The organism is Pseudomonas azotoformans, assembly GCF_900103345.1.
GTDB classification, from domain to species: Bacteria; Pseudomonadota; Gammaproteobacteria; order Pseudomonadales; family Pseudomonadaceae; genus Aquipseudomonas; species Aquipseudomonas azotoformans.
On the sequence record NZ_LT629702.1, the window covers coordinates 4,533,046 to 4,548,774 of the forward strand.

General features: G+C 61.5%; 15 protein-coding genes and 1 pseudogene. 8 read left to right on the forward strand and 8 right to left on the reverse strand.

From position 1 onward, the window contains the following. Window positions 1–6: 6 nt before the first annotated feature. Window positions 7–1,572, forward strand: a complete 1,566-nt coding sequence (locus BLR69_RS20685; protein WP_071494608.1) for a phospholipase D family protein — start codon at window positions 7–9, stop codon at window positions 1,570–1,572. A 90-nt stretch (window positions 1,573–1,662) separates the two neighbouring features. On the opposite strand, the gene BLR69_RS20690 is transcribed toward BLR69_RS20685, so the two are convergent. Beyond that, window positions 1,663–2,805 (reverse strand): MFS transporter, encoded by a 1,143-nt coding sequence (locus BLR69_RS20690; RefSeq protein WP_071494609.1) that lies wholly within the window; start codon window positions 2,803–2,805, stop codon window positions 1,663–1,665. Between the two features lie 150 nt (window positions 2,806–2,955). Continuing rightward, a complete protein-coding gene (locus BLR69_RS20695; RefSeq protein WP_058424238.1) occupies window positions 2,956–4,449 on the reverse strand; it encodes an aldehyde dehydrogenase in 1,494 nt (497 codons plus the stop codon). Window positions 4,450–4,678: 229 nt separating this feature from the next. On the opposite strand from BLR69_RS20695, the gene BLR69_RS20700 reads away from it, so the two are divergent. Beyond that, window positions 4,679–5,041, forward strand: a complete 363-nt coding sequence (locus BLR69_RS20700) for a cupin domain-containing protein (RefSeq protein WP_058424239.1) — start codon at window positions 4,679–4,681, stop codon at window positions 5,039–5,041. A gap of 120 nt (window positions 5,042–5,161) precedes the next feature. Here BLR69_RS20700 and rpmG read toward each other — a convergent pair whose 3' ends face one another. After that, window positions 5,162–5,317 carry a 50S ribosomal protein L33 gene (rpmG, locus tag BLR69_RS20705; RefSeq protein ID WP_003176906.1) on the reverse strand — a complete coding sequence of 52 codons (156 nt, stop codon included), beginning with the start codon at window positions 5,315–5,317 and terminating at the stop codon, window positions 5,162–5,164. 11 nt (window positions 5,318–5,328) lie between these two features. Then, window positions 5,329–5,562, reverse strand: a complete 234-nt coding sequence (rpmB, locus tag BLR69_RS20710; RefSeq protein ID WP_010207494.1) for a 50S ribosomal protein L28 — start codon at window positions 5,560–5,562, stop codon at window positions 5,329–5,331. A gap of 458 nt (window positions 5,563–6,020) precedes the next feature. On the opposite strand from rpmB, the gene BLR69_RS20715 reads away from it, so the two are divergent. Continuing rightward, window positions 6,021–7,610 carry an ABC transporter substrate-binding protein gene (locus BLR69_RS20715; RefSeq protein ID WP_071494610.1) on the forward strand — a complete coding sequence of 530 codons (1,590 nt, stop codon included), beginning with the start codon at window positions 6,021–6,023 and terminating at the stop codon, window positions 7,608–7,610. Window positions 7,611–7,639: 29 nt separating this feature from the next. Here the strand turns inward: BLR69_RS20715 and radC are convergent, their stop codons facing one another. After that, the gene (gene radC / locus BLR69_RS20720) at window positions 7,640–8,314 is read right to left on the reverse strand and encodes a RadC family protein (protein ID WP_071494611.1); all 675 of its coding nucleotides are present in this window, start codon (window positions 8,312–8,314) and stop codon (window positions 7,640–7,642) included. A gap of 152 nt (window positions 8,315–8,466) precedes the next feature. On the opposite strand from radC, the gene coaBC reads away from it, so the two are divergent. The 4 genes and pseudogenes from coaBC to argB all read left to right on the forward strand — a co-directional run bounded on the left by coaBC (window position 8,467) and on the right by argB (window position 12,723). Further along, window positions 8,467–9,675, forward strand: coding sequence for a bifunctional phosphopantothenoylcysteine decarboxylase/phosphopantothenate--cysteine ligase CoaBC (gene coaBC / locus BLR69_RS20725; RefSeq protein ID WP_016970585.1), 1,209 nt, complete (start codon window positions 8,467–8,469; stop codon window positions 9,673–9,675). A gap of 5 nt (window positions 9,676–9,680) precedes the next feature. Continuing rightward, entirely contained in the window at window positions 9,681–10,136 is a 456-nt protein-coding gene (gene dut / locus BLR69_RS20730; protein ID WP_071494612.1) for a dUTP diphosphatase, read from the forward strand. 240 nt (window positions 10,137–10,376) lie between these two features. Continuing rightward, window positions 10,377–11,798 (forward strand): annotated as a pseudogene (locus BLR69_RS20740) (phosphomannomutase/phosphoglucomutase); the annotation flags it as partial. A gap of 19 nt (window positions 11,799–11,817) precedes the next feature. Further along, complete coding sequence (gene argB / locus BLR69_RS20745) at window positions 11,818–12,723, forward strand: acetylglutamate kinase (protein ID WP_058424243.1); 906 nt, start codon at window positions 11,818–11,820, stop codon at window positions 12,721–12,723. Window positions 12,724–12,918: 195 nt separating this feature from the next. On the opposite strand, the gene pyrE is transcribed toward argB, so the two are convergent. Next, window positions 12,919–13,563, reverse strand: coding sequence for an orotate phosphoribosyltransferase (gene pyrE / locus BLR69_RS20750; RefSeq protein ID WP_071494614.1), 645 nt, complete (start codon window positions 13,561–13,563; stop codon window positions 12,919–12,921). A gap of 82 nt (window positions 13,564–13,645) precedes the next feature. On the opposite strand from pyrE, the gene BLR69_RS20755 reads away from it, so the two are divergent. Further along, window positions 13,646–14,425, forward strand: coding sequence for an exodeoxyribonuclease III (locus tag BLR69_RS20755; RefSeq protein ID WP_003195493.1), 780 nt, complete (start codon window positions 13,646–13,648; stop codon window positions 14,423–14,425). A gap of 58 nt (window positions 14,426–14,483) precedes the next feature. On the opposite strand, the gene BLR69_RS20760 is transcribed toward BLR69_RS20755, so the two are convergent. Together BLR69_RS20760 and rph are read right to left on the reverse strand one after the other, a co-directional pair. Next, entirely contained in the window at window positions 14,484–14,855 is a 372-nt protein-coding gene (locus BLR69_RS20760; RefSeq protein ID WP_071494615.1) for a DUF4870 domain-containing protein, read from the reverse strand. 22 nt (window positions 14,856–14,877) lie between these two features. Next, window positions 14,878–15,600 carry a ribonuclease PH gene (gene rph / locus BLR69_RS20765; protein ID WP_016975928.1) on the reverse strand — a complete coding sequence of 241 codons (723 nt, stop codon included), beginning with the start codon at window positions 15,598–15,600 and terminating at the stop codon, window positions 14,878–14,880. Window positions 15,601–15,729: the final 129 nt, after the last annotated feature.

Consider the following 15,729-nt stretch of genomic DNA (forward strand, 5'->3'; position numbering starts at 1 on the left):
CCCTTGATGATTCAACGGCTATTACCGTTTTGCCTGCTGGGAGCCCTGGCCCTGAGCGGCTGTGCCACCGTGAGTACACCGCGTATCCCCAGCGACGCCCTGCCCGCTGCGCAATCGTCGTTCGGCCGCTCGATCCAGGCCCAGGCCGCGCCCTATCAGGGGCGCTCGGGCTTTCGCCTGCTGCCCAACAGCAGCGAGGCATTCATGGCCCGCGCCGAGCTGATCCGCAACGCCCAGACCAGCCTCGACCTGCAGTACTACATCGTGCATGACGGCATCAGCACCCGCATGCTGGTGGACGAACTGCTCAAGGCCGCCGACCGTGGCGTGCGTGTGCGCATCCTGCTGGACGACACCACCAGCGACGGCCTCGACCAGATCATCGCCACCCTCGCGGCCCATCCCAAGATCGAGATCCGCCTGTTCAACCCGTTGCACCTGGGGCGCAGCACCGGTGTAACGCGGGCCATGGGCCGCCTGTTCAACCTGTCGCTGCAACACCGACGCATGCACAACAAGCTGTGGCTGGCGGACAACAGCGTGGCCATCGTCGGCGGGCGTAATCTGGGGGATGAGTATTTCGACGCCGAGCCCAACCTGAACTTCACCGATATCGACATGCTCAGCGTGGGACCGGTGGCCGAGCAACTGGGCCACAGTTTCGACCAGTACTGGAACAGCGCGCTGAGCAAGCCCATCGATGACTTCGTCTCCAACGCGCCATCCAAGGGCGACCTGGCCGCCGCGCGCGTACGCCTGGAAGCGTCCCTGGCCGAGTCGCGCCAGCAGAACCACGCGCTGTACAACCGCCTGCGTACCTACCAGACCCAACCGCGCATGGACACCTGGCGCCGTGAGCTGATCTGGGCCTGGAACCAGGCGCTGTGGGATGCACCGAGCAAGGTGCTGGCCAAAGCCGACCCGGACCCCAGGCTGCTGCTCACCACGCAACTGGCGCCGGAACTGCAAGGCGTCAATCACGAGCTGATGATGATCTCGGCGTACTTCGTGCCAGGGCAGCCGGGGCTGGTGTACCTGACCGGGCGCGCCGATGCGGGCGTGTCGGTGAGCCTGCTGACCAATTCCCTGGAGGCCACCGACGTGCCCGCCGTGCACGGGGGTTATGCGCCGTACCGCAAGGCGCTGCTGGAGCATGGAGTCAAGCTCTACGAGCTGCGCCGCCAGCCCGGGGATGGCGGTGGCAGTGGCCCGCATCTGTTTCGCCGAGGCACATTCAAGGGCTCGGATTCCAGCCTGCACAGCAAGGCGATGATCTTTGACCGCGAGAAATCCTTTATTGGCTCGTTCAACTTCGACCCACGCTCGGTGCTGTGGAACACCGAAGTCGGTGTGCTGGTCGACAGCCCCGAGCTGGCCGAACACGTGCGCAACCTGGCGCTGCAAGGCATGGCGCCCGCCCTGAGCTATGAAGCGAAATTGCAGGACGGCCAGGTCGTGTGGGTGACCGAAGATAACGGCCAGTTGCACACCCTGACCCGCGAGCCGGGGAGCTGGTGGCGACGGTTCAATGCCTGGTTTGCCACCAGTGTTGGCCTTGAGCGCATGTTGTAGGAGCGAGCTTGCTCGCGAAAAACGTCAACGATAACGCGGGCTGTCTGACTTAACGTGGTGCCATTGAGCTCTTCGCGAGCAAGCTCGCTCCTACACGGGCTGTGCTGCGCCGAAGGCACCCTGGCGCACCAGCAGAAGCACCAAGCCCAGCGCACCCGCCGCCATCAGCAGCGGCAACGCATGCCCGCTGATCCACTGGGTACCCGCCCCTGCCACCAACGGGCCGATCAGGCAGCCGATACCCCACAACTGCGCCACGTGGGCATTGGCGCGTACCAGCGCGACATCGCGGTAACGCTCGCCGATCAAGATCAATGACAGGGTAAACAAGCCGCCGGCACTCGCACCGAATACCACCCATATCGGCCAGATCAATGGCGTGTGCATCAGCAGCGGAATCGCCAGGCTCGATACCAGCAACAACACAGCACAGCCCAGAAATAACGTGCGCCGAGGCAAATAGTCGGCCAGTGCACCGATGGGCAATTGCAGTAACGCGTCGCCAACCACTACCGTGCTGACCATGGCCAAGGCGATCTCAGCGGTGAACCCTTGTTGCAGGCAGTACACCGGCAACAACGTCAGGATCATCGCCTCGAACGCAGCGAATAGCGCCACCGCCCAGGCAATCGCCGGCAGGCTCCGGCAGAAGCGCCACAGTTGCGCGAACGTCACGCTGAAGGACTCGGCGCTCGGCGCACCTGAGCGCCCCAGCAGCAACAGCGGCGCAACCATCAACAGGCCGACACCCACCCAGAAACCGTAGTCATGATCGGTGCCGATCAAGCCTAACAGTAACGGACCCGACAGCTGGCTCAAGGCATAGCTGCAGCCGTACAGCGCCACCAGCCGGCCGCGCCACTGCTCCACCACCAACTGGTTGATCCAACTCTCGCCGAGGATAAACACGATGGTCAGGATCACGCCGATCATCAGGCGCAGCACCAGCCACACCGGGTAGCTGGGCAGGATCGCCAGCAGGCCGATGGACACCGCGCCCGCCCACAGGCACAGGCGCATAAGGTTGGCGGTGCCAAGCCATGAGGCCAGGCGACTGGAAACCTTCGCGCCGAGCAATACGCCAAAGGCCGGCATCGCTGCCATCACGCCAATCGCGAAACTGCCGTAGCCCCAGCTTTCCAGGCGCAGGGACACCAGCGGCATGCTGACGCCCAGGGCCAGGCCGACGCTGAGCACCGAGGCCAATACGGCGAAATAAGTCGCCCAACGCATTTCCACGCTCCTGTGGATCATTTTCAAGTTCACACAAACCAGTGTGGGAGGGGGCTTGCCCCCGATTGCGGTGGATCAGTGAGCACCGCTGGCGCCTGACACACTGCTATCGGGGGCAAGCCCCCTCCCACATTTGACCCAGCGTGCTGCTTAGAGCTTGATCCAGGTCGCCTTCAACTCGGTGTACTTGTCGAACGCATGCAGCGACTTGTCGCGACCGTTGCCCGACTGCTTGAAGCCGCCAAACGGCGCGGTCATGTCGCCGCCATCGTACTGGTTGACCCACACGCTACCGGCGCGCAGGGCCTTGGCGGTCAGGTGCGCCTTGGAGATGTCCGCCGTCCACACCGCCGCGGCCAGGCCGTAGATGGTGTCGTTGGCAATGGCGACAGCCTCTTCAGCGCTGTCGAAGGTGATCACCGACAGGACTGGGCCGAAGATTTCTTCCTTGGCGATCTTCATCGCATTGGTCACACCGTCGAAAATCGTCGGTTCAACATAGGTGCCGCCGGTTTCTTCCAGCGTGCGCTTGCCACCCGCAACCAACTTGGCGCCATCGGCGTGACCCGCTTCGATATACGACAGCACTGTGTTCATCTGCTGGGTGTCAACCAGTGCGCCCACATTGGTCGCCGGGTCCAGCGGGTTGCCTGGCTTCCAGCCCTTGAGGGCCTCGATCACCAGCGGCAGGAATTTGTCCTTGATGGAGCGCTCCACCAGCAGACGTGAACCGGCGGTGCAGACCTCGCCCTGGTTGAAGGCGATGGCGCCGGCGGCGGATTCGGCAGCGGCTTGCAGGTCCGGCGCGTCGGCGAACACGATGTTCGGGCTCTTGCCGCCGGCTTCCAGCCAGACGCGCTTCATGTTCGATTCGCCGGAGCGGATCAACAGTTGCTTGGCAATCTTGGTGGAGCCGGTGAACACCAGGGTGTCGACGTCCATGTGCAGCGCCAGCGCATTGCCCACGGTATGGCCGTAGCCCGGCAGCACGTTGAATACACCTTTTGGAATACCGGCTTCAACGGCCAGTGCCGCGATACGGATGGCGGTCAACGGGGACTTTTCGGACGGCTTGAGGATCACCGAGTTACCGGTGGACAACGCAGGCCCCAGCTTCCAGCAGGCCATCATCAACGGAAAATTCCACGGCACGATGGCGCCGACAACACCCACGGGCTCACGGGTCACCAGGCCCAGCTGATCGTGCGGGGTCGCGGCGACCTCGTCGTAGATCTTGTCGATGGCCTCGCCACTCCAGCTCAGGGCATTCGCCGCGCCGGGTACGTCGATGTTCAGGGAGTCGCTGATCGGCTTGCCCATGTCCAGGGTTTCGAGCAGCGCCAGCTCTTCGGCATTGGCCTTGAGCAACGCAGCAAAACGGATCATGGCGGATTTGCGCTTGGCCGGCGCCAGGCGTGACCACACGCCGGAATTGAAGGTGGCGCGGGCGTTTTCGACGGCGCGCTGGGCGTCGGCGGCGTCACAGCTGGCAACGGTGGCCAGCAGGCGACCATCGACCGGGCTGATGCATTCGAAGGTGTCACCGGAAACAGCGGCGGTGTACTCGCCATTGATGTAGGCGCGGCCTTCGATCTTCAGATCCTTGGCGCGTTGTTCCCAGTCGGCACGGGTCAGGGTGGTCATGCGAGTGTCCTCCTCTTATTGAATACAAGGGCCAGGGGATGTCCCACGGCAGCCTTAAAGAATTCTTGCCCGCCAGCCAATGGTTCGGCGCAAGGCAGCTGCCACCCTAAACCAGCGGCTGGGGGTGTTTCAATATATTTGACATAACGCCAGTAAACGCCCTTGCGATGTTCATTTTAATAAACATAGACTTTGGGCTCTCCAACCGCAGGCCAGACGGGACACGCACATGAGCATCCAGGACATCGTCGACTTCAGCCAAGCCAAGACCGCCGCCGAGCGCTACCGCCCTGCCGCCGAAAAAATCCTCAAGGGTGACCCCGAACAAACGATTTACAACCACTACAACAGCCCCTGCGGCCAGATGAGCGCGGGCGTGTGGGAAGGTGAAGTCGGGCAGTGGAAGGTCAATTACACCGAGCATGAGTACTGCGAAATTGTGCAGGGCGTGTCCGTGCTGCGTGATGCCGACGGCAACGCCAAGACCTTGCGCGCTGGCGACCGTTTCGTGATTCCCGCTGGTTTCAGCGGCACCTGGGAAGTGCTGGAGGCGTGCCGCAAGATCTACGTGGTGTTTGAACAGAAGGCCTGATCAAGACGGCGGGACGCGGAGCGTCCGAGGCGGCGTTCCCACGCAGAGCGTGGGAACGATCAGGCAAAAAAAAGCCCGAATCGTGAGATACGGGCTTTTTTTCACAAGGAGGAAAATCAATTACTTGATTTTGCCTTCTTTGTAGATCACGTGCTTGCGAACGCGCGGGTCGAACATTTTCTTTTCGAGCTTGTCCGGGGTAGTACGCTTGTTCTTGTCGGTAGTGTAGAAGTGACCAGTACCGGCGCTAGAGATCATTCGAATCAATTCACGCATGATATAGCTCCTTAGATTGTGCCAGCGCGGCGCAATTCAGCCAGCACGACAGTGATGCCACGCTTGTCGATGATGCGCATGCCTTTGGCAGATACGCGCAGACGGACGAAACGTTTCTCTTCTTCAACCCAGAAGCGGTGATGCTGCAGGTTCGGCAGGAAACGACGACGGGTTTTGTTATTTGCGTGGGAAATGTTATTCCCAGTCACCGGACCCTTACCGGTAACTTGACAGACTCTCGACATGCCTCAGCCCTCTAAAACCACATGCCCAACCCGGCATGGGTTGGCCGCTTAATCTCTCAGTCATTTGGCGCCAGGCGCCGCGTTTCTTTAGGGTCTTACCGGCTACACCTACAAGCGAAGGAACCGGGCCCCTAGAAAAGAGCGCTGCTTTATACCAGAAAGACCCCAGTGCAACAACAGCCCGCGTGTTTTTACTGGCGTAAATCTTGGCGGCAGACGCCTGAACCGTTGCCAGGAGGGGCCGCTGTCATAGCCGACCGCTCGTCGCACAGAATGATTTACGGCGCATACGGGCACGGTGAAGTGCACGAAGAAACGCACCGAGGCGCCATCAAAACAGCATTTGGCGCAAAAGCACAGGCAAAAATGGGCTAGTCATTTACCTATCAGACCACTACGGTAGGACTTTTCCAGACTGCACTCGCAGATGGGCCTTCGATCTGCAAAGGAAACCGAACATGCGCCTCGCTGCCCTACCGCTATTGCTAGCCCCTCTCTTTATCGCCCCGCTGGCCTCTGCCGCCAGCACCTTGAGCGTCTGCACCGAGGCCAGCCCCGAAGGGTTCGATGTGGTGCAATACAATTCGCTGACCACCACCAATGCCTCGGCCGACGTGCTGATGAACCGCCTGGTGGACTATGACGCGACCAGTGGCAAACTGGTGCCCAGCCTGGCGGACAGCTGGGACGTCTCGCCGGATGGCCTGACCTATACCTTCAAGCTGCACCCGGATGTGAAATTCCATCGCACCGAGTACTTCACCCCAAGCCGCACCCTGACCGCCGAAGACGTGCGTTTCAGCTTCGAGCGCATGCTCGACCCGGCCAACCCCTGGCACAAGATCGCCCAGAGCGGCTTCCCTCACGCCCAGTCGCTGCAACTGCCGACGCTGGTAAAAAAGATCGACGCTCTCGACCCACTGACCGTGCGTTTCACCCTGGATCATGCCGACTCCACCTTCCTCGCCGCGCTGAGCATGGGCTTCGCGTCGATCTACCCGGCCGAATACGCCGACAAACTGCTCAAGGCCGGCACGCCGGAGAAGCTTAACAGCCAGCCGATCGGCACTGGACCGTTTATCTTCAGCCGTTTCCAGAAAGATGCCGTGGTGCGCTACAAGGCCAACCCGGACTACTTCGCCGGCAAACCGGCTGTGGATAACTTGATCTTCGCCATCACGCCGGACGCCAACGTACGCCTGCAGAAACTGCACCGCGATGAGTGCCAGATTGCGCTGTCGCCCAAGCCGCTGGACGTGGGTGAGGCCGAAAAGGACCCGGCGCTCAAGGTGGAGAAGACCGCTGCCTTCATGACCGCCTTTGTGGCCATCAACAGCCAGCACCCGCCGCTGGACAAGCCCGAAGTGCGCCAGGCGATCAACCTGGCCTTCGACAAGGGCAGCTACCTCAAGGCCGTGTTTGAAGGCACCGCCGAGGCCGCCAATGGCCCTTACCCGCCGAACACCTGGAGCTACGCCAAGGAGCTGCCGGGTTATCCACAGGACCTCGCCAAGGCCAAGGCGCTGCTCGACCGCGCCGGACTCAAGGACGGCTTCAAGACCACCCTCTGGACCCGCCCCACCGGCAGCCTGCTGAACCCCAACCCGAACCTTGGCGCACAACTGCTGCAGGCTGACCTGGCCAAGGTCGGCATCCAGGCCGAGATCCGTGTGATCGAATGGGGCGAACTGATCCGCCGCGCCAAGGCCGGCGAACACGACCTGCTGTTCATGGGCTGGGCCGGCGACAACGGTGACCCGGATAACTTCCTGACCCCGCAGTTCTCCTGCGCGGCGGTGAAATCGGGCACCAACTTCGCCCGCTACTGCGACCCTGCGCTGGACAAGCTGATCAGCGCCGGCAAGACCACCAGCGAGCAAGGCGTGCGCAGCAAGCTGTACCAACAGGCCCAGGCGCAGATCCAGCAACAGGCCTTGTGGTTGCCGCTGGCGCACCCCACAGCGTTTGCCCTGGCCCGCAAGAGTGTCGAGGGCTACCAGGTGAGCCCGTTCGGACGCCAGGATTTTTCGAAGGTCAGCGTCAAGTAACCCCTCTGTAGGAGCTGGCTTGCCAGCTCCTACATCCACCCATATTCCGCCATCGACAACGGGTCTCCATCCCCCACAATGATGTGATCCAGCACCCGCACGTCCACCACCTCCAAGGCCTTTTGCAGTAATTTGGTCAATTTCCGATCAGCTGCACTCGGCTCAAGGCTCCCGGAAGGATGGTTGTGGCACAGGATCAACGCCGCCGCGTTGTAGGCCAAAGCGCGCTTGACCACCTGCCGGGGATACACCATCGCCGCGTCGATGGTGCCTTGGGACAAAGCCTCGAAACCCAGCACCCGGTGCCGTGAATCAAGGAACAGGCAGCCGAATATCTCGTGGGGCTCATGGCGCAACATGGCCTTGAGGTAATCGCGCACCGCCACCGGGCTTTCCAGCACCGAGTCGTGTCGCAGGCGCTCGGCCATATGACGCTTGGCCATTTCCAGCACCGCCTGCAACTGGGCAAACTTCGCCGGCCCCAGGCCCAATTGTTGGTTGAACAATGTTTGGCTGGCCTCCAGCAATGGGCGCAAGCCGCCGAATTGCGCCAGCAGATGGCGCGCCAGGTCGACCGCGCTCCTGCCGGAAACCCCGGTACGCAGGAAGATCGCCAGCAACTCGGCATCCGACAGGCTCGCCGCGCCCCACTCCAAAAGCTTCTCTCGCGGCCGCTCTGCCGCCGGCCAATCGCGAATACTCATCCCGCCTCCCTCTCCCTGTATGCCATGCGTACCGCTGTTGCCTCGCGGACGCTGTGTTATCGTAGGCCCTCTTTTTTGCAGGCGATTTCCCCTGGGGAGGGGGCATCGCAGGCGTCATTGAACTGGCAACACTGAACTGGAAAGGCAAACCAATGCAGCGTCTGTATCGGAAACGCATCGTTCTCGGCGTTGGCGGCGGCATTGCCGCCTACAAGAGCGCAGAGCTGGTCCGCAGGCTCCTGGACCAGGGCGCCGAAGTGCGCGTGGTCATGACGCGCGGTGGCAGTGAGTTCATCACCCCGCTGACCATGCAGGCCTTGTCCGGGCACCCGGTTCACCTGGACCTGCTGGACCCTGCGGCCGAAGCCGCCATGGGTCACATCGAGCTGGCCAAATGGGCCGACCTGGTGCTGATCGCGCCGGCCACCGCCGACCTGATCGCGCGCCTGGCCCAAGGCATCGCCGATGACCTGCTGACCACTCTGGTACTCGCCACCGACGCCACCGTTGCCATCGCCCCGGCCATGAACCAGGCCATGTGGCGCGACCCCGCGACCCAGGCCAACACCCAGCTTCTGCAAAGCCGAGGCCTCAAGGTGTTCGGCCCGGCATCCGGCAGCCAGGCCTGCGGCGACGTTGGCATGGGCCGCATGCTCGAAGCCACTGACCTGGCTCTGTGCGCCGCCGAGTGTTTCCAGCACCTGGCCCTGACCGGCAAGCACGTGTTGATCACCGCCGGCCCGACCCAGGAAAACATCGACCCGGTGCGCTACATCACCAACCATAGCTCAGGAAAAATGGGCTTTGCCCTGGCCGAAGCGGCGGTCGAGGCAGGCGCACGCGTCACCCTGATCACCGGCCCGGTGCATTTGCCGACCCCTGATCGGGTCACGCGAATCGACGTGGTCAGCGCCCGCGACATGCTGGCGGCCTGTGAGGCAGCCATTCCGTGCGACCTGTTCATTGCCTCGGCGGCGGTTGCGGACTACCGCCCGGAAGTCGTCGCCCCGCAAAAGCTCAAGAAAGACCCTACGAGCGGAGACGGCCTGCTCCTGCAAATGGTGCGCAACCCGGACATCCTGGCCACCATCGCCACGCGTCCGGACCGTCCGTTCAGCGTCGGCTTTGCCGCCGAGACCGAGCATTTGCTGGACTACGCCGCACGCAAATTGAAAGACAAAAACCTCGACCTGATCGTTGCCAATGATGTCGCCAACCCAAGCATCGGCTTCAACAGCGAGGAAAACGCCTGCAGCGTGATCGACCGCGACCTGCACGCCACCCTTTTCGCCCAGACCAGCAAGGGCAAGATTGCCCGTCAACTGATCTCTTTTATCGCCCAACGGCTGAACCAGGTTTAATTTCCATGCACGCTTTGCAAGCCAAGATCCTCGACCCACGCATCGGCAGCGAATTCCCACTGCCGGCCTACGCCACCCCGGGCTCCGCAGGCCTCGACCTGCGCGCCATGCTCAAGCAAGACACCGTCCTTGAACCGGGCCAGACCATCCTGATCCCCACCGGCCTGTCGATCTACGTGGGCGACCCTGGCCTGGCGGCGCTGATCCTGCCGCGCTCGGGCCTGGGCCACAAACACGGCATCGTGCTGGGCAACCTGGTCGGCCTGATCGACTCGGACTACCAGGGCGAGTTGATGGTGTCGTGCTGGAACCGTGGCCAGACCGCGTTCAACATCGCCGTCGGCGAGCGCATTGCCCAGTTGGTACTGGTGCCGGTGGTGCAGGCGCACTTCGAACTGGTCGAGGAGTTCGATGAGACCCAACGCGGCGCAGGCGGTTTTGGGCATTCCGGCAGCCACTGACTAAGCTGAACCTGGCCGGGCGCCGTTGCCCGGCCCGACGCCACCGCAAGGCTTTTCAGGACGAAGAATGCGCGGACTTTATCAGCGAGATTTCCCCATAGAAATCAAAGCATTACGCAGACAGAAAAGCGGCGCCAGCACGCCGATGGCACTTTTGCACCACGAACTCTCTGCCGAAAACACCGTCATACCCTTCAGTTTGAGCCTGCCGGCCAGCCACATTAAGGCCAGCCTTGCCCCCTTCAGATGGAGTTTCCCCCCGCGATGAGTACCGCAGCCCGAGTAGCCCCGACATTCCCCGACAGCATCTTCCGCGCTTATGACATCCGTGGCGTGGTGCCCAAGACCCTGACCGCCGAAACCGCCTACTGGATTGGCCGGGCCATCGGCGCCCAGAGCCTGGCCCAGGACGAGCCCAACGTGTCGGTCGGCCGTGACGGTCGCCTGTCCGGCCCGGAGTTGGTGGAACAACTGATCCAGGGCCTGGCAGACAGCGGTTGCCATGTGAGCGACGTGGGCCTGGTGCCGACGCCGGCACTGTACTACGCCGCCAACGTACTGGCCGGTAAGTCCGGGGTGATGCTCACCGGCAGCCACAACCCGTCGGACTACAACGGTTTCAAGATCGTCATCGCCGGCGACACCCTGGCCAACGAACAGATCCAGGCCCTGCATGACCGCCTGAAGACCAACGACCTGACCAGCGGCAAGGGCACCGTCACCAAAGTCGACATCCTGCAGCGCTACTCTGATCAAATCACTGGTGACGTCAAACTCGCACGCCGCCTGAAAGTGGTGGTGGACTGCGGCAACGGTGCCGCTGGCGTAATCGCCCCACAGTTGCTCGAAGCCCTGAACTGCGAAGTGATCCCGCTGTTCTGCGACGTGGACGGCAACTTCCCCAACCACCACCCGGACCCAGGCAAGCCGGAGAACCTGGTGGACCTGATCGCCAAGGTCAAGGAAACCGGAGCGGATGTCGGCCTGGCCTTCGACGGCGACGGCGACCGCGTGGGCGTGGTGACCAACACTGGCGAGAACGTGTTCGCCGACCGCCTGTTGATGCTGTTCGCCCGTGATGTAGTGGCACGCAATGCCAATGCCGAGATCATCTTCGACGTGAAGTGCACCCGCCGCCTCACCCCGCTGATCAAGGAATATGGCGGTCGCCCGCTAATGTGGAAGACCGGTCACTCGTTGATCAAAAAGAAAATGAAGGAAACCGGCGCCCTGTTGGCCGGCGAAATGAGCGGCCACGTGTTCTTCAAGGAGCGCTGGTTCGGCTTTGACGACGGTATTTACAGCGCCGCGCGGTTGCTGGAGATCCTCAGCAAGGAAAAATCTACCGCCGAAGAGCTGTTCCAGACCTTCCCGAACGATATTTCTACGCCAGAGATCAATATCCATGTGACCGAGGAGAGCAAATTCAGCATCATTGACGCACTGCACGATGCGCAATGGGGCGAAGGCGCCAACCTGACCACCATTGATGGTGTGCGAGTCGATTACGCCAAAGGCTGGGGCCTGGTTCGCGCGTCCAACACCACACCGGTGCTGGTCCTGCGTTTCGAGGCGGATACCGAGGCTGAGTTGCAGCGCATCAAGGACGTGTTCCACGCCCAGTTGAAACGTGTTGCCCCTGATCTCCAATTACCGTTCTGATTTTTTACCGGAGCCCTGAATGACCCTCGAACGCGAAGCCGCTGCCAACACTGCCAAGGTCCTGTCCGAAGCGTTGCCTTACATCCGACGCTACGTCGGCAAGACGCTGGTGATCAAGTACGGCGGCAATGCCATGGAAAGCGACGAGCTGAAAACCGGCTTTGCCCGCGACATCGTGTTGATGAAAGCCGTGGGGATCAACCCGGTGGTGGTGCACGGCGGCGGCCCGCAAATCGGCGACCTGCTCAAGCGCCTGTCGATCGAGAGTCACTTCATCGATGGCATGCGCGTCACTGACGCGCAGACCATGGACGTGGTGGAGATGGTCCTCGGCGGCCAGGTCAACAAAGACATTGTCAACCTGATCAACCGCCATGGCGGCAGCGCCATCGGCCTGACCGGCAAGGACGCGGAGTTGATCCGCGCGAAAAAGCTGACGGTGACCCGTCAGACACCGGAGATGACCCAGCCGGAAATCATCGACATCGGCCAGGTGGGCGAAGTGGTAGGCGTCAACACCGACCTGCTGAACCTGTTGGTCAAGGGCGACTTCATCCCGGTGATCGCGCCGATCGGCGTGGGCGCCAATGGCGAGTCCTACAACATCAACGCCGACCTGGTGGCCGGCAAGGTGGCCGAAGCGCTGAAGGCTGAAAAGCTGATGCTGCTGACCAACATCGCCGGCCTGATGGACAAGCAAGGCAAGGTGCTGACCGGCCTGACCACCCAACAGGTGGACGACCTGATCGCCGACGGCACTATCTACGGCGGCATGCTGCCGAAGATCCGCTGCGCGCTGGAAGCGGTGCAAGGCGGCGTCGGCAGCTCGTTGATCATCGATGGCCGCGTGCCGAATGCGGTACTGCTGGAGATCTTCACGGATACCGGCATGGGTACGTTGATCAGTAACCGCAAGCGTCCTTAAAGGCTACAAACAAAATGGCCCCGCTCAATCTGATTGAGCGGGGCCTTTTTTGTGCTTGAACACACTGTAGATCCAAATGTGGGAGGGGGCTTGCCCCCGATTGGCGGTGTATCAGCCAAATAACTGCAACTGACACTCCGTCATCGGGGGCAAGCCCCCTCCCACACTAGCCTTCACACACAAGGGAGCTCGGGGTCAGACGCCAAACTGCTCGCGATACGCCTTCACCGCCGGCAGGTGCTGCTTGAGCTGCGGATCATCTTCCAGGAACTGCAACACCTGGTTCAACGACACGATGCTCACGACTGGAATGCCGAAATCACGCTCCACTTCCTGGATGGCCGACAACTCACCGTTGCCACGCTCCTGGCGGTTCAGCGCGATCAGCACGCCGGCGGCCTTGGCGCCGTCCTGGGAAGCAATGATCTGCATCACTTCGCGGATAGCGGTGCCGGCGGTGATCACATCGTCGATGATCAGCACGTCACCCTTGAGCGGAGCTCCGACCAGGCTGCCGCCTTCGCCGTGGGCCTTGGCCTCTTTGCGGTTGAAGCACCAAGGCAGGTCCTGGCCATGATGTTCCGCCAGGGCCACGGCAGTCGCCGCCGCCAGGGGAATACCCTTGTAGGCCGGGCCAAACAGTACGTCGAAGGAAATACCGCTTTCAACGATGGCTGCCGCGTAGAAACGACCCAGTTGAGCCAGGGCCGAACCTGTGTTGAACAAGCCTGCATTGAAGAAGTACGGGCTGGTGCGCCCGGACTTCAGGGTGAACTCACCGAAGCGCAAAACGCCGCGATCGATGGCAAAACGAATGAAATCGCGTTGATACGCCTGCATGAAAAAAGCCTCAGATACCACGGATTTAGCTAATTAGGTAGACGGCGTGTATCATACACGCACGCGATTTTTGGGGCCATTTATGCGGATCATCAGTGTGAACGTTAATGGTATTCAGGCTGCAGTCGAGCGTGGTTTGCTCAGTTGGCTGCAAGCCCAGAATGCCGACGTCATCTGCCTGCAGGATACCCGCGCCTCCGCCTTTGAACTGGACGACCCAGCCTTCCAACTGGATGGCTACTTCCTTTATGCCTGCGATGCCGAAGTGCCCACCCAAGGTGGCGTAGCTTTGTATTCGCGGTTGCAACCCAAGGCGGTCATCAGCGGCCTCGGCTTCGAGACAGCCGACCGCTACGGGCGCTACCTGCAAGCCGATTTCGACAAGGTCAGCATCGCGACCTTGCTGCTTCCTTCGGGGCAGAACGGCGATGAAGACTTGAACCAGAAGTTCAAGCTAATGGACGATTTCGCCCGTTACCTGGATAAACAGCGACGCAAACGTCGCGAGTACATTTATTGTGGCTCGCTGTACGTGGCGCAACAGAAGCTGGATATCAAAAACTGGCGCGACAGCCAGCAATCCCCGGGCTTCCTGGCGCCGGAACGGGCCTGGATGGACGAGATTGTCGGCAACATGGGTTATGTGGATGCCCTGCGCGAAGTCAGCCGCGAAGGCGACCAGTACAGCTGGTGGCCGGATAACGAACAGGCTGAGATGCTCAACCTGGGCTGGCGCTTCGACTACCAGTTGCTGACCCCGGGTCTGCGCCGGTTCGTTCGCAGCGCACGCCTGCCGCGCCAGCCACGCTTTTCGCAGCACGCGCCGCTGATCGTGGACTACGACTGGACACTGACCATCTGAGGTCTTTTCCCAGGCACAAAAAAACCGACATCGCTGTCGGTTTTTTTGTGGGTGCTCATTATTTGATCACACGCCAAGTCAAGGGATAGCGGTAGGCGATACCCTTGTTGGCCTTGATGCTGCCAATGATGGTCAGCACCACCGTGGCGATCGCCAGGGCGAACATCAGGAAAAAACCAATCACCGCGAAAGCCAGCACCATGCAAGCGATCCAGGCGATGGCGACGGTGATCTGGAAGTTCAGGGCTTCCTTGCCCTGATCATCAATGAACGGGTCCACTTCTTTCTTCATCTGCCACAGGATCAGTGGCCCAACGACGCTGCCGAAGGGGAACACAAACCCCAGAAACGCCGCGAGATGGCACAACATCGCGCCCTGGCGCACTTCGTAGGAAGGCGTCGGCACCGGCATTTGGCTGTTGTGATTCATGGCGCTTCTCCTTGAGGCGTGTTCAGTCAGCCAGGGCGGCGTTCTGCAGTTCGAAGATCTCGGTCATGCCTTTCTGGGCCAGGGCCAGCATCGCGTTCAGTTCGGCCGGCTGGAATGGCGCGCCTTCGGCGGTGCCCTGCACTTCGATGAAACCACCGGTGCTGGTCATCACCACGTTCAGGTCGGTCTCGGCAGCCGAGTCTTCCAGGTAGTCCAGGTCCAGCACAGGCTCGCCCTGGTACATACCGACCGAAACAGCGGCGATCATTTGCTTGAGCGGATCACCGCCCTTGAGGCCGCCACGCTTCTTGATCACTTTCAGCGCGTCAACCAGGGCCACCATGGCACCAGTGATGGACGCGGTGCGGGTACCGCCGTCGGCCTGGATCACGTCGCAGTCGACGTACAGGGTCACGTCGCCCAGCTTGGACATGTCCAGGGCGGCGCGCAGGGAACGACCGATCAGGCGCTGGATTTCCAGGGTGCGGCCACCTTGCTTGCCACGACTGGCTTCACGCTGGTTACGCTCGCCGGTGGCGCGCGGCAACATGCCGTACTCGGCGGTCAGCCAGCCCTGGCCCTGGCCTTTAAGAAAGCGCGGTACGCCGTTTTCGACGCTGACGGTGCAGATCACCTTGGTATCGCCAAACTCGACCAGTACGGATCCCTCGGCGTGTTTGGTGTAGTTGCGGGTGATGCGGATCGAGCGGAGCTGATCGGCAGCGCGACCACTTGGACGTTTCATAGGGGATACCTGTACTGAGGACGAAAAACTGCCGAGCATTATAGAGCCGCGGGCCGATTCGGGGCACTGCTAAAAAATCCGGTTACGAATGCCCGGGTTTGGGCGCACTCGCCCCACTGCGCTACAATC

What these genes read in the sequence shown, in the direction of transcription:
- BLR69_RS20685 (WP_071494608.1), top strand. Translation starts at nt 7, where the DNA reads ATGATTCAACGGCTATTACCGTTTTGCCTGCTGGGAGCCCTGGCCCTG.
- argB (WP_058424243.1), top strand. Translation starts at nt 11,818, where the DNA reads ATGACCCTCGAACGCGAAGCCGCTGCCAACACTGCCAAGGTCCTGTCC.
- rpmG (WP_003176906.1), bottom strand. Translation starts at nt 5,317, where the DNA reads ATGCGTGAATTGATTCGAATGATCTCTAGCGCCGGTACTGGTCACTTC.
- BLR69_RS20755 (WP_003195493.1), top strand. Translation starts at nt 13,646, where the DNA reads ATGCGGATCATCAGTGTGAACGTTAATGGTATTCAGGCTGCAGTCGAG.
- BLR69_RS20760 (WP_071494615.1), bottom strand. Translation starts at nt 14,855, where the DNA reads ATGAATCACAACAGCCAAATGCCGGTGCCGACGCCTTCCTACGAAGTG.
- dut (WP_071494612.1), top strand. Translation starts at nt 9,681, where the DNA reads ATGCACGCTTTGCAAGCCAAGATCCTCGACCCACGCATCGGCAGCGAA.
- BLR69_RS20700 (WP_058424239.1), top strand. Translation starts at nt 4,679, where the DNA reads ATGAGCATCCAGGACATCGTCGACTTCAGCCAAGCCAAGACCGCCGCC.
- BLR69_RS20695 (WP_058424238.1), bottom strand. Translation starts at nt 4,449, where the DNA reads ATGACCACCCTGACCCGTGCCGACTGGGAACAACGCGCCAAGGATCTG.
- pyrE (WP_071494614.1), bottom strand. Translation starts at nt 13,563, where the DNA reads ATGCAGGCGTATCAACGCGATTTCATTCGTTTTGCCATCGATCGCGGC.
- coaBC (WP_016970585.1), top strand. Translation starts at nt 8,467, where the DNA reads ATGCAGCGTCTGTATCGGAAACGCATCGTTCTCGGCGTTGGCGGCGGC.
- BLR69_RS20690 (WP_071494609.1), bottom strand. Translation starts at nt 2,805, where the DNA reads ATGCGTTGGGCGACTTATTTCGCCGTATTGGCCTCGGTGCTCAGCGTC.
- BLR69_RS20715 (WP_071494610.1), top strand. Translation starts at nt 6,021, where the DNA reads ATGCGCCTCGCTGCCCTACCGCTATTGCTAGCCCCTCTCTTTATCGCC.
- radC (WP_071494611.1), bottom strand. Translation starts at nt 8,314, where the DNA reads ATGAGTATTCGCGATTGGCCGGCGGCAGAGCGGCCGCGAGAGAAGCTT.
- rph (WP_016975928.1), bottom strand. Translation starts at nt 15,600, where the DNA reads ATGAAACGTCCAAGTGGTCGCGCTGCCGATCAGCTCCGCTCGATCCGC.
- rpmB (WP_010207494.1), bottom strand. Translation starts at nt 5,562, where the DNA reads ATGTCGAGAGTCTGTCAAGTTACCGGTAAGGGTCCGGTGACTGGGAAT.